We start from the raw sequence: 20,685 nt of genomic DNA on the forward strand, positions 1-20,685 counted from the left end.
GTCAGGAAGACATGAAGACATTATTGCGTTTGTTGAAAAGTTTTTGGTTTCTCATCCCCGTCCTGTGGCTGATCAGCCTGGCGGTCAGCTGGTTCGTGGCCCCGCGGGTGAGTTGGCTGCGCGGTTATGCGCTGGAGACGATGGCGATCGTCAGCGCCTTTTACCTGCTGATCATTGTGCTGCGTCAGTACAAGCGTATCCGGGCTGAACACAACCTCGAAAACCTGGTGCAGATCGAAGTCGACCGGTCGCTCAATTCCACCGGTGAGTTCCGAGATCAGCAAGTGCTGCGCGAGCGGCTCAAGCACGCCATCGCCATGCTGCGCGCTGATCGTTCGGCTGGCGGCGGCGGTTCGTCGGCGCTTTACGATTTGCCGTGGTACCTGGTCATCGGCATGTCGGCCGCGGGCAAGACCTCATTGCTGACCCGCTCGGGGCTGTCGGCGAACATTGCCAGCAGTGCCAACGACACCGAAAGCGGTACGCAACACTGCGATTGGTATTTCAGCCCTGAGGCCGTGATGATCGATACGGCCGGCCGTTATCTGCGGGACGACCCGTCGGCCAGCGAATTCGCCGCTTTCCTGCGCATGCTGAAAAAACAACGCAGCAAGGCCGCGGTCAATGGTCTGGTGTTGGTGGTGAGCCTGCCGGAACTGCTGGCGTGCAGTGCTGCCGAGCGCAACGAGCTCGCCGCACAACTGGTCTCGCGCATCGAGGAATACAACGATTGCCTGGAGGCCAACCCGCCGATTTACCTGATGCTGAGCAAGACTGATCAGCTGCCGGGGTTCAGCCAGGCGTTTGAAGGCCTGGACCTGAACGAACGGCAACAACCGCTGGGCATGACCTTCGGTTTGTCGGAGATCCGCAACCAGGGCCTGCGTCCGGTGCTGGATGCCAAGCTGGCCAACCTGCACAGCCATATCCGTCGCCACGTCGATGCCCAGATGATTGCGTTGGGCGCCGATGCCAATAGCGCGCTGCTGAACTTCCCCAACTATTTCGCCGAGCTGTCGGGCGTGCTCGAGCAATTTCTCCAGCATTTCGCCGAAACCCGTCGCAGTGGTGCGCCACTGTTGCTGCGCGGACTCTATTTCACCAGTGCCCTGCAGACCGACCAGCAACTGAGCCAGGTGTATGAAGATGATCTGGCTGAGTCGTTCGCCTTGCAGCCCGCCCCCGAGCACGACAAACAGGCGCAAGGCAGCAGCCGGAAAATCAGCGACCGCAGCTACTTCATCACCGATACGTTCCGTCGGGTGATTTTCCCGGATCGCGACTTGACCCTCTACCAGTCGCGATTCGGCAAGAACAAGTCCGCCAGCCCTGCCCTGCTGGGTCTGGCGGTAATGGCGGGACTCGCGTTCATCGGCTGGCAAACCCTGTCGTTCCAGAACAACCGTCAGTGGCTGGCGACACTGCGCGAGCAACTGACCGAACTGCAACAATCGCCGGACAGCACGCGGCTGCTCGCGTCGGGCCACGGCCTGGAACTGCTGCGCGAGCAACTCACCGCCATCGAGAAGCACCGAGCCAAAGGCGTGCCGCTGCAACTCGGCGCCGGCCTGTACCGGGGTGACGATGTCTACCGCGTTGCACAAACCGCCTACTTGCAGCAACTGCGCACTCAGGCGCTGGAACCGATCACCCTGCAATTGCAATTGCAGATGCGCGCGTTCAATGAGTTTGCAAAAACCATGGACCCGCAGAACAACTTTGCCCCTGCGACGTCCAAAACCGGCTCAGCCAAAGCCCGTGCGCAGGGGCAGAAACTGCCGACCCGCCTGAACAACCTGCCGCGCAGCACCGGTGATGTCGCCGGCCGCCTCAATGGCGCCGCCAGGGGAATTGCAAACAAGGCTCGCGGCGAAGCCCTGACAGCGCTGCGCAACCCTGCCACGGCGAGCGATGCCGCTGAACTGTCGGCGACTACCGGCGGGCTTTCACTGTCCGAAGAAATGTTGGGACGGCTGGATGAGCGCCAGGTTGCGTCGATCATCGAGTCTTACAACGCACTCAAGCTCTACCTGATGCTGACCCAACCCGCCACGCATCCGGATCCCGAATTCGTGAGTGCTGCATTACCGGTCGCCTGGGCCAACACGGCCAGCAGCGACAACGCGGTCAGCAGCGCGGTGATCCAGGACAACGCGCCGGTATATGTGCAGCTGCTCAAGACCGGTCAGGCGCCGACCTTGTCACGCAATGAACAGCTCATCAGTGAGACCCGCAACAGCCTGAAGTCCTTCATGATTTCCAGTTCGCTGGTGGATCGCGAATACCTGCGCCTGCAATTGGAATCCAGTCGCCAGTTCCCGGCGGTTGGCTTGAGCGATCTGGTGCCCTTGCCAGGCCGACAGTTGCTCTACGGCACAGAAGCGGTGCCGGCGATTTTCACCCGTCAGGGCTGGGAGCAATTCGTCAAGCCGGAGCTGATCAAACTGGTGTCGGGCAATCTGCAGAATGAATCGGACTGGGTGCTCGACGGCGAAGGCGCCGACAGCATCGTGCAGAAAGCCAATTTCATCCGTGAATTCATGACGCGCTACAAGCGCGACTACACACAGGCCTGGTACACCCTGATCGACAGCGTCGGCGTTCGCCATTTCACTGACATGGCCAATGCGACCCAACAACTGTCACTGCTCAGCGATGTGCAGAATTCGCCGGTGAAAATTCTCCTGGCGGCGGTCAACGACAACACCCAGTGGGATGTCCCTGCCTCGCGGGAAACCCTGCCAGCAGGCATCAAGCCTGACGACGGATTCTGGAGCAGCGTCAGCGGTATTCTCGATGGCAAGAATGCCTCGCCAAGCACGCTGATATCGCCTTTGCCGGCGGTTGACGACGGCAGTCTGGCGAAACGCTTCGAGCCTGTGTCACGTGTGTTTGCCGTGCAAAACGCCGAAGGCGCCGACAGTACGATCATGGATCGATACCTGGCGGCCTTGCGCAAACTCAAGGTGCGGATGAACAACATCCAGCGCTCCCAGGACGTCGGCAAAAGCAGCAAGCAGCTGATCAGCGAAACCCTCGAAGGGCTGCCAAGCGAAGTGACCAACGTGCGCAACTACGTCGAGACCACTGTCGACACCAGTCAGGGCGGCCTGTCCACTGCGTTGCAGGGTTTGTTCAGCCTGCCGATCCAGTTTGCCTGGGAAACCCTGCGCGACCCGGCCGGCCAACAGATTGCCAAAGCCTGGGCACAGCAGATTGCCAAGCCATGGGAACAGGTGATGGCCCACCGTTATCCGATTGCCGCCGGCAGCCGCAACGAAGCATCGGTCAAGGACCTGCAGCGTTTTGTCGATCCGGAATCCGGGCTGCTGCCGAACTTCAAGCGTAACGAGATTGGCAACCTGTCCGGTGGCGAAGGCCTGGGAATGGGCAGCGACAGCAAGGCAACGCCGCTGGTCAACCCGAACATGGTCAACAGCATCGACAAGGCCAGCTCGTTGGGCCAGGTGATCGCCAGTCTGTCGGACCGCGACAACGGCTTCGAAATCATGCTCGAACCCTCTGCCAACCTGACCGACATCATCTTCACCCTCGATGGCCAGGTGCAGCACTACCGGAACGGCAAGACCAGCTGGAGCCGCTTCTCATGGCCGGGCACGACCACCACGCCCGGCGCACGCCTGGATGTGGTGACCCTGACCGGCGAGCGCATCACGGTGTTCGATTACCCGGGCCGTTGGGGCCTGCTGCGCATGAACGACAGCGCACGGGTCAGCGATCTGGACGGTATCCAGCAACGTTTCAGCTGGAACACCAACAGCGGCCCGGTCAGCCTCGCCGTGCGCAACTACGGCGGCGTCAAGTTGACGGACCTGGCCAACGTCAAAGCCTTGAGTGCGCTCAACGCCAAAGAAGGTCGTCCGTTGTGAGCAGCCGAACCTTGAATCAGGGATCCGGCCAATGATCGGCTGCTTCGGAAAAGTCCCCGCGAGCCCGGACTTCGTCAGCCTGCAAGGCGCAGGCGATGACGTCTGCGAGTTCGACGGCTGGTTGCAAGGCGCTCTCGCCGCCTTGCAACACCGCGAGGATTGGCGCGAACTGTTCGATGCGTTGCCGGTATGTTTTTTCAGCTATCGCGCACGCAGCGGTAACTGGTTGCTGGGCGGGCTGATCAGTTCCAAGGATTCGAGCGGACGCCGCTATCCGTTTTTCATTTTCCAGACGCTCAAGGCCAGCGAGGCCGAGCCTTTGGTCAATCCGTTCACCCTCGGCGAACTGTTCAGCGGACAGATCAGGCCCTTGTTGCACATGGCCGTCCAGGGTGAAAGCACGTCGGTGCTGTTCGAACGCATCAAGGCCTTGCGTCCATTGCAAGGACAGGACTTCGAGTTGTTCCGGCGCGTGCATGACAAGTTTCTGGTGAATTTCAATCTGCGCGATATCAGTACCGCGCTCGAAGGTGCCTACCCGGAGTTCGTCAGCAATGCCGTGTTGACCCGGCTTCTGGCCTTCAGACGGCACCTGGCTGACGCGACACCTATCGGCATCGCCCTGCCCTTGCCCGCGGAAAGAGGCCTGAAGAATCCGACCGCCGACTTATGGGTCACATGGCTGACGCAAATGTCCCTTGAACGCGCGGTGCCGCAGGTCAGTCTGCTGGCCGACGACTTCATGCGCCCCAGGCTGATCTGTTTTGCCTCGCGCCACACCAGCGATGCCTATCGCGTGCTGACAGGTATCAGTGAGCGTTCGCAAAGCTACGACGTACTGGCCTCTTTCGATGCCTTCGACGAGCACCACCGCAAACACGCCTTTCCCGAAATCGACCGCCCACTGGGTGACGTTATCGACCGTTTTGTCGATGCCCTGGATTCGAAGTCCGTATGAACAAGATCAAATATTACTTCCTGCGCTATCAACCCTACATTCTCGGGGTGTGCTTTTTCCTCACGATCTTCGTGGTGTGGGGCATCGGGCGTGCGTTTGATTTCAGTTCGCTCAACAGTCTGCTGACGGGCATTGGCGTGTTCCTGTTGCTGTCGGCCGGCTATGTGCTGCTGCTTTACCGAGGCGTGTCCCGACATCACAACCTCGAAGGATTGCTGCGCGAGGATGCCGATCAGGCCGTGCTGAATGCGAGCCCGGCCGATCGCGAAGAAGTGAGCCTGTTGCGCGAAAGACTGCTGCAAAGCATCGAACGTTTGCACAGCAACAAGCCTCGGGGCAGCAATGCCAAAGATGCACTGTATGCCCTGCCCTGGTACTTGGTGGTCGGGCAGCCAGCAGCGGGCAAAAGCACCATGCTCTACCAGTCGGGGCTCAATTTTCCCTACGCCGAGCGTGAGGGCGTGCGCGTCGCCGGTCTGGGTGGCACACGCAATTGCGACTGGTTCTTCAGCTCCGAAGCGGTCCTTCTGGACACGGCCGGTCGCTACATGAACAACCAGGAAGAGGCCGGCAAATGGCGGGCCTTCCTTCAATTGCTGCGCCAGCATCGGCAACGCCGGCCACTCAATGGCCTGATCGTCACCGTCAGCATCCACGACATCCTGCAATCCTCGCTGGAAGACCAGGAACGTATCGCCAAGCGCCTGCGTGAACGCATTCAGGAAACCCATGCCCTGCTGGAAGTGCGGCTGCCGGTTTACCTGGTGTTTACCAAGTGCGACCTGGTGCCGGGTTTCGCGCCCTTCTATCGCCAGCTGGACGAAACCGCGCGCGGCGAAGTCATGGGCAAGACCTTTTCCCACAAGGGCTACGAGCAGGCTGATTGGGGTCAGCGCTTCGGCGTCGCGATGGACGAGCTGATCGGCTACTGGCAACAAGTGGCGAGCCAGCAACTGGTGACGCAGGACATTCAGATCACCCGCCAGGATTCGGCGGTGTACCGCTTCCCGCTGGAGCTGGCGGCACTCAAGCCACGGCTGCAGCTGTTCGTCGATGCGTTGTTGCGCGCCAACCCTTATCAAAATGCAGAGCTGCTGCGTGGCTTTTATTTCACCAGTGCCCTCGATGCCGACCAACCGGAAATGGGCGGACACGCGCGCCAGGTGACCGAGCGATTCTCGCTTGAACAGGATCTGGAGATCGCCAACGGCAACGCGCAACCACGGCCGTTGTTCATCAACAGTCTGTTCCGCAAAGTCATCATTCCCGATCAACACCTGGTGGCGCTATACACCACCAATCACCGCGAGCGTCGGCGCAAGGCGGCATGGATCGGTGGCGCTGGCCTGGTCGCGGTGCTGCTGTGCAGCCTGTTGAGCTGGTCGTACGTCAATAACCGCGACACCCTGCAAAGCATCTCGGCAGAGCTGACCCAGGCCAGTGCCGACGATCACTCGGCCAGCGGGCAGTACACCGATTGGCAAACCCTCGATCGCCTGCGTTTGTGGACCGCACATTACTATGCGCAGCATCACGACGATGGCGTGCCACTGCGCCTGCGCCTGGGGCTATACCAAGGCCACAAGGTAGAGCCAGTGGTACGCGGCCAGTATTTCAATCGGCTGGAAACCGTGATGCTCAAACCCACGGCCGACAACCTGACGCGCTCGTTGTATCTGCTGACCACGCTCAAGGTCTATCAGCGCAACGCCAAAGAGTTGATGCCGGTGACAGGCGTGGACAGCGTCGAGTCGAAAGCGTTGCCCAATGACAACCGGGCGCAGTCCATCGCCGCATTTGGCAAGTCGACGCTGGACACCTACGTCATGTTGTCGCGCGCACAACGAGACAAGGCCGACCCTGGGTTCCTGAAAGCGAAAATTCCGGATTACTGGTATCCGGCGATTGCCCGCCAGGTTGGCAGTGCCGCCGTCGCCACCTCGAATCAGGACTATGAGTTCGCCAGCCGGCAGATCAATTTCTACAGCGATCAGATTCACGAGCCGGACGTGCCACGGATCCTCGACAACGCGTTCCTGATCTCCAGCTCACGCAACTACATCAACAGTTTGCTCACCCAGTCGTTGCGCTCGATCGAGACCATCACGCTGGAGTCGGACACCTTGTTCGCCTTTGCCCGCGCCGACTTCCAGAGCCTGAAGACCGAGGGTCAAAGCCAGCTCAGCGCGATCGCCGGCAAGCTTCTGAGCACACCCAACATCGGCAAAATCATTATCGCCGGGCACGCCGATCAACTCGGCGACCCACAAGGCAACCTGCAGGTATCCAAGCAGCGGGCACAAACCATCAAGACCTACCTGGTGGGCAAAGGCGTTCCCGGCGAGCTGGTGGAAGCCGTCGGCGAAGGCAGCACCAAGCCTTTGGTCAGGTGCGATATGCAGCAGCCAAGGGCTCAGCTGATTCAGTGCCTGGAGCCTAACCGGCGGGTAGAAATCGAAGTACGGGCACTCAATTGAGACGCCACGTGCAATGAAGAAAAACCGCTACCCGGGCCAATCCCGGGCTGGCGTAACACACCTCTCTTGATCGTTTCAAAGAGGTTTAAACGAAGGGCTGTGATCTGTTTGCAGGTGACAACCTTTAAATGAAGGTAAGGAGAAACTAAAAATGGCATTTGACGCATACATCCAGATCGACGGCATTCCTGGTGAAGTACTGGACGACAAACACAAGGATTGGATCGAAGTGCTCGGCTACGAGTACGGCGCAACCCAGGCCACCTCCGCGACGGCCAGTTCGTCGGGCGGTGCTTCGTCTGAGCGTGTAGCGCTGAGCGACTTCAGCATCCGCAAAGCCGTGGACAAGGCTTCTGCCAAGCTGTTCGAAGCCTGCTGCAAAGGCACGCACATCGCCAAGATCCAACTGAATGTGAACCGCGCTGGTGGTGATAAGGTGACCTACCTGACCATCAACCTGGAAGAAGTCGTGGTGTCTTCGGTCAAAGCGGTCGCCGGTGGCAGCCAGAACGGCGAAGACAAAGCGGTTGGCGACCTGCCGATCGAAGAAATCAGCTTCAACTTCGCTCGCATCAAGACCACCTACACCCAGCAGAGCCGTGCAGATGGCCAGGGCGGCGGTAACGTCACCGGTGGTTGGGATCGCACTGCCAACAAGGTTTTCGCATAAAACCGTGGCAATGACGGGCCGCCCCGGCGGCTCGTTTTCAGCACCGTGCCTGCCTGGCGGGTACGGTGTTCTTTTATTTTGATCAGAGTTTCTTATGTCTGAATTTCTCAACGACCTTTCGCTGGCCGAACTGACCGCGCCCATCAATCAGGGGAGCGGCGAAGACATGAGCTTTTCCGCCTTGTTCGATCAGGTGAAAGAAGCGCGGCGAGCAGACCCCGATTATTTGACCCAGGGTGACTGGCAAACCGATCTGAAGTCATCTGACTGGGATCTGACCATCACCCTGGCTGCCCAAGGCCTGGCTCGACAGAGCAAGGACCTGATGCTTGTCGCCTGGCTCAACGAAGGCCTGGCGCACAAACACCATTTCACCGGCATCACGTTTGGCCTGACGCTGGCCGAACGCATTCTGGATAATTTCTGGGGCGATCTCTTTCCGTCCCTCGAAGATGGCGTCGATGAGCGCGCTGCCCGCCTGTCGTGGATGAAGACGACCCTCGCCGATGTCGTCGGCGGACTGCCCATCACCCAAGGCCAGCACTACGGTTTGCTTCGTTATGACGAATCCAGGCACGTTGAGAACCTGGCCCTGCAAAGCCCTCAGGCGATGCGCGCCGCCCTTGACGAAGGCAAGATCAACGCTGAGGTGTTCCAGCGCTCGGTGGTGCTGACTGACTCGGATCACTTGCGCCGCAAGGCCAGCGAAATTGCCGCCAGCCTGAACGCGTGCCAGCAATTGCAGAGCACCGCTGATCGTCTGTTCGGCCCTGAAGCGCCGAGTTTTGCCGGGCTCATGGACGTGCTGTCCCGCGCAGGCCAATTGGCCGAAAAACTGCTCAAGGACCGGGGTATCGAGTTGAACCCGCCCCCTGCCGCTCCCACGCCGACCGTCTCCGATAGCGCGGGCGCACAACCCACAGGAGCTGCAATGACCCAGACCCAGCAAGACATTCCAGTCACACCGTTGCGTACCACACCGCAATCCCGCGACGAGGCGTTCACCCTGCTGGCGGGTATCGCGCAGTTCTTCAAGCAGACCGAGCCGCAGAGCCCCGTCCCTTACCTCATCGAACGCGCGATCAAATGGGGCAACATGCCGCTCGAAGGATGGCTGAACGATGTGATCAAGGACAGCAATGTCGTGGACAACATTCGCGACGTACTGGGGACCAAGGAAGCGAAGTCCTGATTTGGCCTGCACGGCCGTTCAGATAGACGCAAAAACACCAGGCAAAAAAAATCCCGGGCAGCTGATGGACGCCCGGGACTTAAAAATGCATAAACCGTGGTGGTGAACGCGGCGCGGATATTACGCAATGTTTCGCGCTGTAACAAGATATTTTATTTAACCAGCCAGTTACTAAAGTTTATAAGCCCTTAAATATCCTGATATTTTTTAAGGTTAACCTCGAAACCTCTTTAACTATAGAAACCAGCGGTACTCCCTTGCACTGATGTCGTTCAGAAACGCGAGGTGATCCTGACGCTTGTTCTCGCAATACACATCGACAAACTCTGCGCCCAATCCTTCGCGCAATGGCGAGTAATTCTGCATCGACTGCACGGCCTCGAGCATTTCCAGCGGGAAATCGATGCCACTGCTGCGGTCTTCGTTCAGCGGTGCAATCGGCTCGCACTCCCCTTCCAGCCCCTGCTCCAGCCCCACCAGAATGGCTGCAAGCACCAGGTATGGATTGGCATCGGCACCGGCCAGGCGGTGTTCGATCCGCAGGTTTTTCGCGTCGGAGTCTGGCACCCGCAGGCAGGCATCACGGTCTTCAAAGCCCCAGCTGGCGCGCGAAGCGACGTTCACCGTAGCGCTCAGACGACGCAAGGCATTGTGGTTCGGTGCGAAGATCGGCATGCAGTGCGGCAACACATCCAGGCAACCGGCCACGGCATGGCGCAACGCGCGCTGTCCGTTCGCCGCCAACAGATTATTGCCGGCCTTGTCGTAGAGGCTCACATGCACATGCATGCCGCTACCCGGATGCTGCAAGTACGGTTTGGCCATGAAACTGGCGCGGTAGTTGTGCTTGAGCGCCACGCCACGGGTACTGCGGCAAAACAGGGCGGCCCAGTCGGCGGCGCGCAGCCCGTCATCGCAGTGGCCGAAATTGATTTCAAACTGACCTGGCCCCAGTTCGGCGGTGATCACCGTGGCATCGATACCTTGCGCCCGCGCGCTCTCGACCATTTCGTCGAGCACCGGGGCGAAACGCGACAGGCGTTCGATGTGCATGTTCGGCTGATCATCGGCATCGCCGGTCAACGGATCGCGGGCGAACTGCGGCAAACCATCACGCAACTGGCTGTCGAACAGATAGAACTCCAACTCGAACGCCACCACCGGGAAAATGCCTTTGCGTTTGAGCCGGTCCAGCACCTGCGCCAACACTTCGCGCGGTTCGAAGACGATCGGCTTTTCGGTGCCGTCGGAGGTGATCAGCATTTGCCCCAGCGGTTGTTTTTCCCAGCCCACCAACTTGAGCGTACCAGGCACCAGGCGGCGTAGCGCGTCCGGGTCGCCGTCGTTGAAGCAGTAGTCGCCGATCTTGAACAACCCGCCCTGGGTCCCAAGCAACACGCAGTTTTGCGGCAACTTGAGCGCGCTGCCAGCGGCGACTTTTTCGAGCATTTCTATCGGGTAGCGCTTGCCGTAGAAATGCCCCGGGATGTCCAGGGAAATCAGGTCGACGTAGCGCACATCGGGGTAGCGCTGACGAAACCCACGCACTTCGGCCAGCAGTTCAGAGCACACAGCATCCATCATTCTGTTCCTTGTCGTTTTTATCAGGTGTAAACCCAAAGCACGCGGGTGAGTTGGTCTGACAGGTTGCCGTAACGGCAATGGGCATGACTGGCGAGTTGAAAGCTGTCACCGGCGTGCAGGGTCACCGGCTCATCGTTATCCAGCCACAACGTCAACGCGCCTTCGAGGACATAGCCGCCCTGCTCCGAGCTGTCTTTCATGTGTCGGTCGCCGCTGCTCGCGCCGGGCTCCAGCCGGCTTTCCAGCATCGAAAAGGACGCGCGCATTTTCGGTGAAACCATGATGTCGGTGATGCCATCGGCGTAATACAGCGTGCGACGCTCATCCGGCCGGGTCACCCAGGGCAAGGCCATGGGTTTGGGCAAGCTGTAGAAATAGGTGGTCGGCACGCCGAGGGTTTCGCTGATGGCCGTCAGGTCGGCCACCGTGGGGCGGGATAAGCCGCGCTCGACCTGCGACAGAAAACCCACCGACCGGCCAATCTTGTCCGCCAGTTCCTTGAGGGTGTATTTCTTGTGTTTGCGCAGGTCCTGAATCAGGATCGCCAGCGCCGATATCTCTTCCTGCATGTCCATCTTTAGGCTTCCGGAAATTCTCGTTTCAAATGCTGTCGCGCAGCCGATACCAGGCTTTGCCGATGGCTTCCAGGGGCGCGGCCATGTACTTGCCGCCGGGAAAGCTGCCGTTGGTCAAGCCTTGGTACAACGCCAGTTCCTCCTGCCGGCCCAATATCGCATCGGACACCGCCCGCGCCCCGGCCAGGGTCGGCAACACACCGTGCCCGGAGTAGCCCTGCAACCAATAGAGGTCGCCGCGCCGGCCGATGTCAGGCGTGCGCTTGAGCGTCAGGTCGATATGACCGCCCCAGGCGAACTCCAGCTCTACGCCTTTCAATTGTGGAAACACGCGCTCCAGACACGGTCGGGTAGCTGCGGCGATGTCTCTCGGCATGCCGCCCAGATACGTGCAGCCACCGCCGAACAGCAGCCGGTTGTCCGGGGTGCGACGGAAATAATCGAGCACGAACTGATTGTCGGTGACGCAGACATTGCTCGGCAGCAACGCCGTGGCCTGTTCTTCGCTCAGTTCAGCGGTGGCCACCTGGTAAGTACCGACAGGCAGCACACAACTCGAGAGTTGCGGGTCGAGCCGATCCAGGTAGGCATTGCAGGCCAACACCAGCACATCGGCACGGATCCGGCCGCGCTCGGTGGTCACCACGTACCCGCCCGCCTCCTCTCGATATTCGAGTGCCTTGCTGTGTTCATGAATCACCCCACCGGCGCGCTCGATCGCAGCGGCCAGTCCAAGCGCCAGCTTCAGCGGATTCAAGTGCCCGCCTTCGGGATCAAACAGACCCGCCTGATAGCGCTCGCTGGCAACCCAGTCGGGCAACTGCTCACGGGGGATGAATTGCAAGCCGTCGTGACCCCATTTGTGACTGGCCTCGTGCTGCCATTCGGTGAGCAGGCGCACCCGTCTCGGCATCACCGAGGTCCACAGGTGTCCGGGCCGATAGTCACAATCGAACCCATGCCGCGCAGGCAGTTCACGCAACTCCCGCGCCGCCCAGCGCATGCCCTCCCACATCTGCCGCGCGCGCTCGTAACCCAGCGCAGCTTCCAGCGGTGGCATGTCGCACGACCAGCCGAGAATCGCCTGACCACCGTTGCGCCCCGATGCGGCCCACGCCACGCGACTGGCCTCAAGCACAATCACACGCTTGCCCGCCAGGGCAAGACGCAATGCGCTGTGCAGGCCACTGAAACCGGCGCCGATAATCACCACCTCAGCGGATTGCTCGCCTTCAAGAGCCGGTCGAATGGGCAACTGATTTGCGCAGGTATGGGCGTAATAGCTGGCGATGTGTTGGGTGGACTGCTGAAACATACCGGCTCCATGAAATTTTATAGTTTTAATTTCATGAAAAAGTACACGATTAATTTCATGCCGGCAATGGCTCGATTTGGGCAAAAAAAAAATCCCACCCAGGAAACCCCAGGCAGGATTCAGTTCAAATTCAAGCCATCAGGCAATCGGAATCAAAGGATCCGCCGCCGCCCAAGCCACCTCACGATCCGCCACCGGCGGGTAAATCCAAACCGTGTTGATCTGCGTCTTGAGCTCCTTGCCCTCCTGCCCCGTCAGCTTGACCTGACGATCCCAGCCCTCGGTATAAACCGCCCCCCACGCCCCCAGATCCAGACAAGTCACGTATTTGGGCTGGCGATACGGCGTCGGGTCCACCCCCAGTATCTGCGCCGCGACGTTATTGCCGGCATGACGGCCCAGCACAATGGCGTGCTGGCACGTCATCAACGCGTGGTTGCCGATGTCATCGGTGGCCGCATAGGCAACGTCGCCGGTGGCGTAGATGTCATCCTGACCAATGACTTTCAGGTGCGCATCGACATGCAGGCGGCCCAGATGATCGCGCTCTGCGGGGATTTGCTCGGTCAGCGAATTGGCGCGCACACCGGTGGTCCAGACCACGGTCTTGGCCTCGATGCGCTGGCCATCGGACAAGGTCACGCCGTTTTCATCGACAGCGACAACCGAAGCATTCAGATGCCATTGCACCCCGGTATGAACACTGGCTTCAGCGATTTTCTCGGCGATCTGCGGCCCCATGGAACCGCCGACCTTATTGCCACGGTCAACGATGATCACGTTGATGTCCGCTCGATCACCCAGGATGGCACGCAGGCGAGTGGGCATTTCAGTCGCCGTTTCGATGCCGGTGAAACCGCCGCCGGCCACCACGACGGTGTTGCGTGCCTGGCTTTCTGGCTGGTCGACCAGGGACTTGAGGTGGTTTTCCAGGCGCACGGCCTGCTCGATCTGATCGACATCGAAGGCATGCTCAACCACACCCGAAGTGCCGGGCAATGCCAGGCGGCTGCCGGTGGCCAGAACGAGTTTGTCGTAGATGCAGACCTGTTTTTCACCCGCCGCGTCGATGTAGCCCACACGTTTTTGCGCGACGTCGATGGTCTCGGCGGCGCCCTTGATGAACTTCACGCCGACGACATCGAACAATTCGCCGAGGGGAGCAGCCAGTTGATGGGCGTTCGGTTCGTAGAAGCGAGGGCGCACGCGCAATTCTGCCTGGGGAGCCAGTACGGTCACTTCAAAGTCTTCGTGGCCGTGAATGTCGAACAGGCGCGTGGCGCTCAAAGCGGTCCACATGCCACCGAAACCTGCGCCGATTACCAAAATGTGCTGTTTCATTCATCACTCCAGGGACAATTAGATTTGTTGAAGGATCAGGAGTCGATGGACACGTTTCTCGTAAACGCGGCGCATGGCTTTCGACCTGACAACGGCGACTCTATTTGTCCGAGTTGAATGCCGCAACAGTTTTTTCGAGATGGTTCCAATCAATCAAATCGATACACCGATAAAACTCCTTTAAACCAACAGCTTCAGAGGCATGTCGATGCCAGTGAGGAGGCAGTGGTTCGTTGTAAGGCAGGGAATCAGCTGTTAATATTTGCGACATATTTAGTCGGAGATCGAGATGTCTCTATACAGCGCAGGTGTTGAGTACGGGATTCACTGCCTGATTTTTCTGGTGGGCAATCGCGGCGATACGCGTGAAGCGAGCGTGCGCGACCTTGCGGAACTGCAAGGCGTGCCTCTGGACTACCTGGCAAAAATCTTCACCAAACTGGCCAAGGCAAAACTGGTGGTCGCCACCGAGGGTGTGCGTGGCGGCTTCAAGTTGGCCCGGCCCGCCGACGAGATCTCGCTGCTGGATATCGTCAACGCCATCGATGGGCGCAAGGCCATTTTCGATTGCCGGGAGATTCGCGGTCGCTGTGCGCTTTTTGAGGGTGAAGCCCCCGACTGGGCACTTGAAGGGCACTGCTCGGTGCACGCTGCAATGATGACCGCGCAAAAGCGCATGGAAGACGCCCTCGCCCAGCAAACCATTCTGGATATCGCCAGAAAGGTTGGGCGCAAAGCGCCGGCCGAGTTCAATTCGCAGGTAGACGACTGGATGAATGATCGCCGTGAAAAGAAAGGCTCAGCGAGTGCCCAGGCAGGCGACGATCAACTCATCCAGGTCACTGACATCGGCGACTGAAGGCTACAGGCAGTCACGCACTGCCTGGCGCAATGCGCCGGATTTCGCCCAGGGTGGCCCTTGATACAAGGACACCCGGCTACCGTCCTTGAATTTCACGATGTCCAGAACCTCGTCGGCGGTAATGATGCTGGGTGCGGTAATCCGGTAGCCATTGGAAATCGACGACTGCGTGGTGTTGGAAACTTCTTGCTGCCAAATCGGCAATACGCACCCGGCGAGGACCTTGGGTGTTTTTTCACTGTACTTACTGACATTCGGCTCCCCAGGCACCACAGACGCCGGTAACGAACATCCCCCCAACAACGCCAATACCACAGCCGCCCCCCACAACATCCGCCTCTGCATAAAGCATCCCTATCCTGAAAACATGAAATGTAGCCTGTCCCCGCACCGACAGCCATTTGCTATCGGCTGATTTGCTGCGCCGCGCCTTAGCCATCGGACTTGTGTTCGCCAGGGTCGGGGTATGAACGCTCGTTCAGATATGTCATCCAGCGCTCGTAGGCTTCATGCTGCCATCGCGTGACCCGCTCCCATTCCGGACCGCTGAGTTGGTGGCCGGAAATGAGATTCATCATTTCGCTGGTGGCCGCATCCAGATCGGCGATCAGCTCGTGGGCATGCGCCCGGAAGTCATCGGTTGCCGTCATTTGCCCTGTCCCCGCCCTGAGGAAAATCGCTACTTCACTACGACAACGAATTTTTCCGATCGCGCAAATTTCCCGACCAAAGGAAGCCGCTCGGGGCATGACAAACACAACGCCCCGTCACGCTAATGGGTCTAAAATTTCGTAGCACAGCGTTTCAGGAGAACATCATGTGGCTTAACGAGAGCGAACAAGCGCTTCGGCGTGATCTGCAAGGGCTTGCATCAGATCTGCGATGGTCGGCGGTAGAACTTTTACGCATCGCCGAGCAATTACGCCTGACCGGCAACGATGTCGATGCAGAGGCCGTCAAGCGCCTGTGCGACCTGTTCCAGGGCGATGAACAACGATTGTCTGGCTATGCCGAGGAAGTGAAGGCCAAGATCATCACCCGCAACAAGGCTGAATAAAAGTAGCCGTTACCGGGCAAACGCCCCGACACAATAAAAAGCCCCGGCGTGCCGGGGCTTTTGCGTACGCTTGATCAGCTTACTGGCTGTTCGCTTTTTTGTTCGACTTTGATCGGTAGCCGGGAAGTGACGCCGCAAACGCCAATGCTTCTTCTCGGCTGGCAAATGACCCAAGACGATCACCTTTGGTGCAAACCCGCCATGGGCCGTTGTTTACGCTAAGTACGTCGTAACCGTTCATGTGCATCTTGTTCAACATCGGAACACTCATGGTCACCTCCATCTCGACAATGAATCCAAGGTCAACACACTTACCTTACACCCACCCCTGGACGTCATGACGACCAGACGTCGATTTAGCCGCTTGCCAAAACAACGGCACTTTTCGGGTCACACACCGCTCAGAACAACAAGAGAAGGCAAAAGCGGCCCGATCATTGCAGTTTTGTTACAATTTCATGACAGCAGTTGGTCTGGAACCCATGAAAGTACGCGCGACAGTCATTTGCGAGCTGGAAAGACACATCTTGCTGGTGCGCAAACCAAGGTGTCGCTGGACGCTGCCTGGGGGAAAAGTCGAACCCGGTGAAACCACTGCTGCCGCGGCGTTGCGAGAATTGCAAGAAGAAACCGGGATAGATGCCGATGACATGCTGTACCTGATGGAACTGGAAACCGAGAGTACCCGGCACCACGTCTTCGAGGCCTCAGTGCCGGGCTACCCCGCAGCCCGGCCACTCAATGAAATCTTCGATTGCATCTGGTACCCGCTGGATGCCGTGCAGAACCTCAACACCAGCGAAGCCACGCGAAGGATCGTCAAAGCGTTTCAGCGTCGCCTCTAACTCATGTCTTCTCAGCCCTGATCGCCACCGCCCACTGGCATGACCATGCCGGTGATATAAGACGCTTCATCGCTGGCCAGAAACAAAATCGCGCCTGCTTGCTCATCCAGCGTGCCGTAACGCTTCATCAAACTGCTGTCGATTGTCTGGTCGACGATCTGCTGATACCAGACCTTTTCCTGCGGACTCTGTTCGGCGCTGTTGCGCGGAATCACCCGCGGTGGCGCTTCGGTGCCGCCCGGCGCAGTGGCATTGACCCGCACGCCGCGCCCCGCGGTTTCGAACGCCAGGCAGGCGGTCAGTGCATTCACGCCGCCCTTCGCCGCGCCGTACGGCACGCGATTGACACTGCGGGTGGCGATGGACGAAACGTTGACGATCGCACCGCTGCCCTGCCCCAGCATGAACGGCAATGCCGCATGGCAGCACCACAACGTCGGAAACAGCGAACGGCGAACCTCGGCTTCGATCTGCGACGCTTCGTAATGCTCAAAAGGCTTGGCCCAGATTGTCCCGCCTACATTGTTGATCAGCACATCCAGGCGCCCGAAACGCTCGACGGCGGTCTGCATCACCCGGTTGCACTCATCGTATTGTTCGAGGTCGGCCGTCAGCGCCAGGACCTGGCTGCTCGGCGCCAATTGTTGCTGCAGCTCGAACACCAGTTCGGAACGGTCGACCAGTATCAGCTTCGCCCCTTCCGCCGCCATGCGCTCGGCCACGCGCTTACCAATGCCCTGCGCGGCACCGGTAATCAGCGCGACTTTTTCGTGAAATCTGTTCATGTTTACCTCATCGGTCGGTGCCGAACTCATCGCGAGCAGGCCCGCTCCTGCATGGATGGGTTGTCGAAGCAGTTACCCGCGCAAGTCTCACGCCGCGCTGGCGGCAAATTTTTCGTAGTAGAAGTTCACCGGCGCGATGCCTTGCTCGCGGATGAACTGGCTGACCGCCTCGACCATCGGCGGCGGACCGCACAGGTAGACATCGACATCACCCTCGTTCAGATGCTTGGGCTCGATGTGCTGGGTCACGTAGCCCTTGAGCGGATGTTGGCTCTCGGGGCTGGCGACGCAGGCGCTGAAGGTGAAGTTGGGGATGCGTGCGGCAAAGGCTTCCAGGCGGTCGAGTTCCACCAGGTCGAAATCGTGGGTCACGCCATAGATCAGATGCAACGGATGATCACTGCCCTGCTCGGCGATTCTCTCCAGCATCGCAGTGAATGGCGCCAGCCCGGTGCCACCGGCCAGTAACAGCAGCGGACGACGGATATCGCGCAGGTAGAAACTGCCCAGGGGCCCTGCCAGGCTCATGCTGTCGCCCGCCTTGGCGATGCCGGTGAGGAAGCTGCTCATCAGCCCGCCCGGCACGTTGCGGATCAGGAAACTGACCTCGCCATCGCGCTGTAACGAACTGAACGAATAGGCCCGCGTCTGTTCGCTGCCGGGAATGCCCAGGTTCACGTACTGCCCCGGCAGGAACGCCAGTTTGCTCAATGACTCGCCCTTGATCGACAGCGCGATGGTGCTGTCGGACAGCTGGCGTACGGCGCTGATGGTCGCGTCGTAACTGGCCTGACGGGTGCGGCAGACCTCCGATGACGTCGGCACCCGCACCACGCAATCACTCTGGGCGCGCATCTGGCACGTCAGGACAAAGCCTTGCTCGGCTTCTTCAGGGCTGAGGGCGTCTTCGATGTATTCCTCACCCAAATCGTATTGCCCGGCTTCGGCAAAACACTTGCAGGTGCCGCAAGCACCGTCGCGGCAGTCCAGCGGGATATTGATGCCTTGGCGGTACGCTGCATCGGCCACGGTTTCGCCAACGTTGGCGTCGATGAATCGAGTGACGCCGTCTTCAAAATTGAACGCGATGGAATGGGTCATGACGGCAGTCTCACAAGTGGTAAACATCGATGACCTGGCGAACGTAGTCGTTCTTCAGGATCACTTTCTTGGCCTTGATCAACGGGTTTTCACCCCGCACGTCGAGGGTGTAGAAACTGCTGCCGAAATAGCTGTCGACGGTCTTGTAGCGAAAGCTCAGGGTGTGCCAGTTGAAGCGCACCTTGCACAGTCCGTCGGCTTGTTCGAGCAGCTCGATGTTGCTGATGTTGTGGGAGGTACGGGTGTCCGGCACGCTGGCACTGGAACGCTCGGTCTTGATGCGGAAGATGCGATCTTCAAGGCCCGTGCGGTTGACGTACCAGATCAGCGAGATTTCTCGCTGCGGATCTTCGGTCAGCTCATCGTTATCGTCCCAGGACGGCATCCAGTAGGTCGCGTCGGGGGCATACATTTCAAGCCATTCGTCCCACTGGCGGTCGTCGAGGTAGCGTGCTTCGCGATAGAGAAAATCACGCACCGTTTCATAGGAAATGGTCATTGCACGTCCTCCACGGCGATCAGTTTCGACTGCTCGGCAGCCAGGGCCTTGAGCATGGTCTGCTGCCAGTACTTGTGTTGCAGCACGAACAGGCCTTCGTCCTCGGTGCGTACGCCGCTGAGCAGCGGATGCAGGTCGATTTCCTTTGCCGCCTCGTCGGCGCCTTCGATCCAGTGCTCGGCGCCCCGGGACATGTCGTTCCAGGTGGTGACGCTGCCCTGGTAGCTGGTCTGGCAGGAGCGGAACTCCTCGAGATCGTCCGGCGTGGCCATGCCGCTGACGTTGAAGAAGTCTTCGTACTGACGAATCCGGCTCGAACGGGCGTGGTCGCTCTCGCCCTTCGGCGCGATGCAGTAAATGGTGATTTCCGTGCGGTTGACCGAGATCGGCCGGGCAATGCGGATCTGCGAGCTGAACTGGTCCATCAGGTAGACGTTGGGGTACAGGCACAGGTTGCGCGAGTTCTCGATCATCCAGTCAGCGCGCGCCTTGCCGAAGTCTTGCGCCAGCTCGTCGCGACGCTCGTACAGCGGACGGTCCTCGGGGTTGGCCCAACGGGTCCAGAGCAACATGTGGCCCTTGTCGAAGGAATAGAAACCACCGCCCTGCTTGGCCCAGCTGCCGGCGCTCATGGTCGGGTTTTCGTCACCGGCCTCGCGCTGCTTGCGCTGGTTCTGGGTGGCCGCGTAGTTCCAGTGCACCGAGCTGACGTGATAGCCATCGGCACCGTTTTCGGCGGTGAGTTTCCAGTTGCCTTCGTAGATGTAGCTCGAAGAACCGCGCAGCACTTCCAGGCCGTCGGCGGACTGGTCGACGATCATGTCGATGATCTTCGCCGACTCGCCCAGATGCTCCACCAGCGGCAGCACATCGGCCTTGAGGCTGCCGAACAGGAAACCGCGATAGGACTCGAAACGTGCGACTTTGGTCAGGTCGTGGGAGCCTTCGCAATTGAAGCTCGACGGGTAGCCGGCGTTGGCCGGATCCTTGACTTTGAGCAGCTTGCCGGAGTTGTTGAAGGTCCAGCCATGGAACGGGCAAGTGTAGGAGCTTTTGTTGCCGGACTTGTGCCGGCACAGCGTCGCGCCACGGTGGCTGCAGGCGTTGATGAAGGCGTTGAGTACACCGTCCTTGTTGCGCGCGATGAAGATCGACTGGCGCCCCATGGTGGTGGTGTAGAAATCGTTGATATTGGGGATCTGGCTTTCGTGGGCCAGATACAGCCAGTTGCCTTCGAAGATGTGTTCCATCTCCAGATCGAACAACCGGGGATCGGTGAACATCTCGCGTTTGCAGCGATAGAGGCCCTGCTCGGGATCGTCTTCAAGCAGGGAATGCAAATATTCGGGTCGCAGGGTCATGGCCGCCGCCTCCATTGTTATTGTTCAGGCAGGGCCATGCTAGGACGGGGCAATGGGGTGGACTATCCGCTGGATGCAGATCTTTATCCGTTTTGTGCAGTTCGGGGCGCGACGTCAATTCTGTGGCGAGGGAGCTTGCTCCCGCTGGGTCGCGCAGCGGCCCCAAAACCTGC

General features: G+C 59.4%; 19 protein-coding genes. 8 read left to right on the top strand and 11 right to left on the bottom strand.

The genetic code is table 11. The annotated features are described in order from the left end of the window. The first annotated feature begins 11 nt into the window (after positions 1–11). The 5 genes from D8V06_RS21630 to tssA all read left to right on the top strand — a co-directional run bounded on the left by D8V06_RS21630 (position 12) and on the right by tssA (position 9,187). Complete coding sequence (locus D8V06_RS21630) at positions 12–3,890, top strand: type VI secretion protein IcmF/TssM N-terminal domain-containing protein (RefSeq protein WP_130931748.1); 3,879 nt, start codon at positions 12–14, stop codon at positions 3,888–3,890. A gap of 31 nt (positions 3,891–3,921) precedes the next feature. Beyond that, positions 3,922–4,848: a type VI secretion system-associated protein TagF gene (gene tagF / locus D8V06_RS21635; protein WP_130931749.1), complete on the top strand. Its 927-nt coding sequence runs from the start codon at positions 3,922–3,924 to the stop codon at positions 4,846–4,848. Then, positions 4,845–7,325 (top strand): type VI secretion system membrane subunit TssM, encoded by a 2,481-nt coding sequence (gene tssM, locus D8V06_RS21640; protein WP_130906577.1) that lies wholly within the window; start codon positions 4,845–4,847, stop codon positions 7,323–7,325. Before tagF ends, tssM begins: the two co-directional genes overlap by 4 nt. A gap of 151 nt (positions 7,326–7,476) precedes the next feature. Next, the gene (locus D8V06_RS21645) at positions 7,477–7,995 is read left to right on the top strand and encodes a type VI secretion system tube protein Hcp (RefSeq protein ID WP_007978712.1); all 519 of its coding nucleotides are present in this window, start codon (positions 7,477–7,479) and stop codon (positions 7,993–7,995) included. 94 nt (positions 7,996–8,089) lie between these two features. Further along, a complete protein-coding gene (gene tssA, locus D8V06_RS21650) occupies positions 8,090–9,187 on the top strand; it encodes a type VI secretion system protein TssA (protein ID WP_130931750.1) in 1,098 nt (365 codons plus the stop codon). 234 nt (positions 9,188–9,421) lie between these two features. Here tssA and D8V06_RS21655 read toward each other — a convergent pair whose 3' ends face one another. The 4 genes from D8V06_RS21655 to D8V06_RS21670 all read right to left on the bottom strand — a co-directional run bounded on the left by D8V06_RS21655 (position 9,422) and on the right by D8V06_RS21670 (position 14,002). Continuing rightward, entirely contained in the window at positions 9,422–10,768 is a 1,347-nt protein-coding gene (locus D8V06_RS21655; protein WP_130931755.1) for a glutamine synthetase family protein, read from the bottom strand. 23 nt (positions 10,769–10,791) lie between these two features. Continuing rightward, positions 10,792–11,346, bottom strand: coding sequence for an XRE family transcriptional regulator (locus tag D8V06_RS21660; RefSeq protein WP_056856683.1), 555 nt, complete (start codon positions 11,344–11,346; stop codon positions 10,792–10,794). A gap of 25 nt (positions 11,347–11,371) precedes the next feature. Continuing rightward, on the bottom strand, positions 11,372–12,661 hold the full coding sequence (locus tag D8V06_RS21665; protein WP_130931751.1) for an FAD-binding oxidoreductase: 1,290 nt from the start codon (positions 12,659–12,661) through the stop codon (positions 11,372–11,374). A 138-nt stretch (positions 12,662–12,799) separates the two neighbouring features. Continuing rightward, on the bottom strand, positions 12,800–14,002 hold the full coding sequence (locus tag D8V06_RS21670; RefSeq protein ID WP_130904601.1) for an NAD(P)/FAD-dependent oxidoreductase: 1,203 nt from the start codon (positions 14,000–14,002) through the stop codon (positions 12,800–12,802). A 289-nt stretch (positions 14,003–14,291) separates the two neighbouring features. Here D8V06_RS21670 and D8V06_RS21675 point away from each other — a divergent pair, with 289 nt between their 5' ends. After that, positions 14,292–14,861 carry an Rrf2 family transcriptional regulator gene (locus D8V06_RS21675; RefSeq protein ID WP_056856686.1) on the top strand — a complete coding sequence of 190 codons (570 nt, stop codon included), beginning with the start codon at positions 14,292–14,294 and terminating at the stop codon, positions 14,859–14,861. Positions 14,862–14,864: 3 nt separating this feature from the next. On the opposite strand, the gene D8V06_RS21680 is transcribed toward D8V06_RS21675, so the two are convergent. Continuing rightward, positions 14,865–15,209 (bottom strand): hypothetical protein, encoded by a 345-nt coding sequence (locus tag D8V06_RS21680; RefSeq protein ID WP_056856687.1) that lies wholly within the window; start codon positions 15,207–15,209, stop codon positions 14,865–14,867. A gap of 86 nt (positions 15,210–15,295) precedes the next feature. Then, the gene (locus D8V06_RS21685) at positions 15,296–15,514 is read right to left on the bottom strand and encodes a hypothetical protein (protein WP_056856688.1); all 219 of its coding nucleotides are present in this window, start codon (positions 15,512–15,514) and stop codon (positions 15,296–15,298) included. A gap of 167 nt (positions 15,515–15,681) precedes the next feature. Between D8V06_RS21685 and D8V06_RS21690 the strand changes: the two genes are divergently transcribed. Continuing rightward, positions 15,682–15,921, top strand: coding sequence for a hypothetical protein (locus tag D8V06_RS21690; protein ID WP_056856689.1), 240 nt, complete (start codon positions 15,682–15,684; stop codon positions 15,919–15,921). Positions 15,922–16,000: 79 nt separating this feature from the next. Here the strand turns inward: D8V06_RS21690 and D8V06_RS21695 are convergent, their stop codons facing one another. Then, a complete protein-coding gene (locus D8V06_RS21695) occupies positions 16,001–16,192 on the bottom strand; it encodes an SPOR domain-containing protein (protein WP_056856690.1) in 192 nt (63 codons plus the stop codon). Positions 16,193–16,403: 211 nt separating this feature from the next. Here D8V06_RS21695 and D8V06_RS21700 point away from each other — a divergent pair, with 211 nt between their 5' ends. Further along, positions 16,404–16,766 carry an NUDIX hydrolase gene (locus tag D8V06_RS21700; RefSeq protein ID WP_056856691.1) on the top strand — a complete coding sequence of 121 codons (363 nt, stop codon included), beginning with the start codon at positions 16,404–16,406 and terminating at the stop codon, positions 16,764–16,766. An 11-nt stretch (positions 16,767–16,777) separates the two neighbouring features. Here the strand turns inward: D8V06_RS21700 and D8V06_RS21705 are convergent, their stop codons facing one another. The 4 genes from D8V06_RS21705 to benA form a co-directional block, all read right to left on the bottom strand. Next, a complete protein-coding gene (locus D8V06_RS21705; protein WP_130931752.1) occupies positions 16,778–17,551 on the bottom strand; it encodes a 1,6-dihydroxycyclohexa-2,4-diene-1-carboxylate dehydrogenase in 774 nt (257 codons plus the stop codon). Positions 17,552–17,638: 87 nt separating this feature from the next. Then, the gene (gene benC, locus D8V06_RS21710) at positions 17,639–18,652 is read right to left on the bottom strand and encodes a benzoate 1,2-dioxygenase electron transfer component BenC (protein WP_130904604.1); all 1,014 of its coding nucleotides are present in this window, start codon (positions 18,650–18,652) and stop codon (positions 17,639–17,641) included. 10 nt (positions 18,653–18,662) lie between these two features. After that, the gene (benB, locus tag D8V06_RS21715; RefSeq protein ID WP_130931753.1) at positions 18,663–19,151 is read right to left on the bottom strand and encodes a benzoate 1,2-dioxygenase small subunit; all 489 of its coding nucleotides are present in this window, start codon (positions 19,149–19,151) and stop codon (positions 18,663–18,665) included. Then, entirely contained in the window at positions 19,148–20,512 is a 1,365-nt protein-coding gene (gene benA / locus D8V06_RS21720; protein ID WP_056856911.1) for a benzoate 1,2-dioxygenase large subunit, read from the bottom strand. Before benA ends, benB begins: the two co-directional genes overlap by 4 nt. Positions 20,513–20,685 lie beyond the last annotated feature (173 nt).

It is taken from the genome of Pseudomonas sp. Sample_24, assembly GCF_004307605.1.
Taxonomy (GTDB): domain Bacteria; phylum Pseudomonadota; class Gammaproteobacteria; order Pseudomonadales; family Pseudomonadaceae; genus Aquipseudomonas.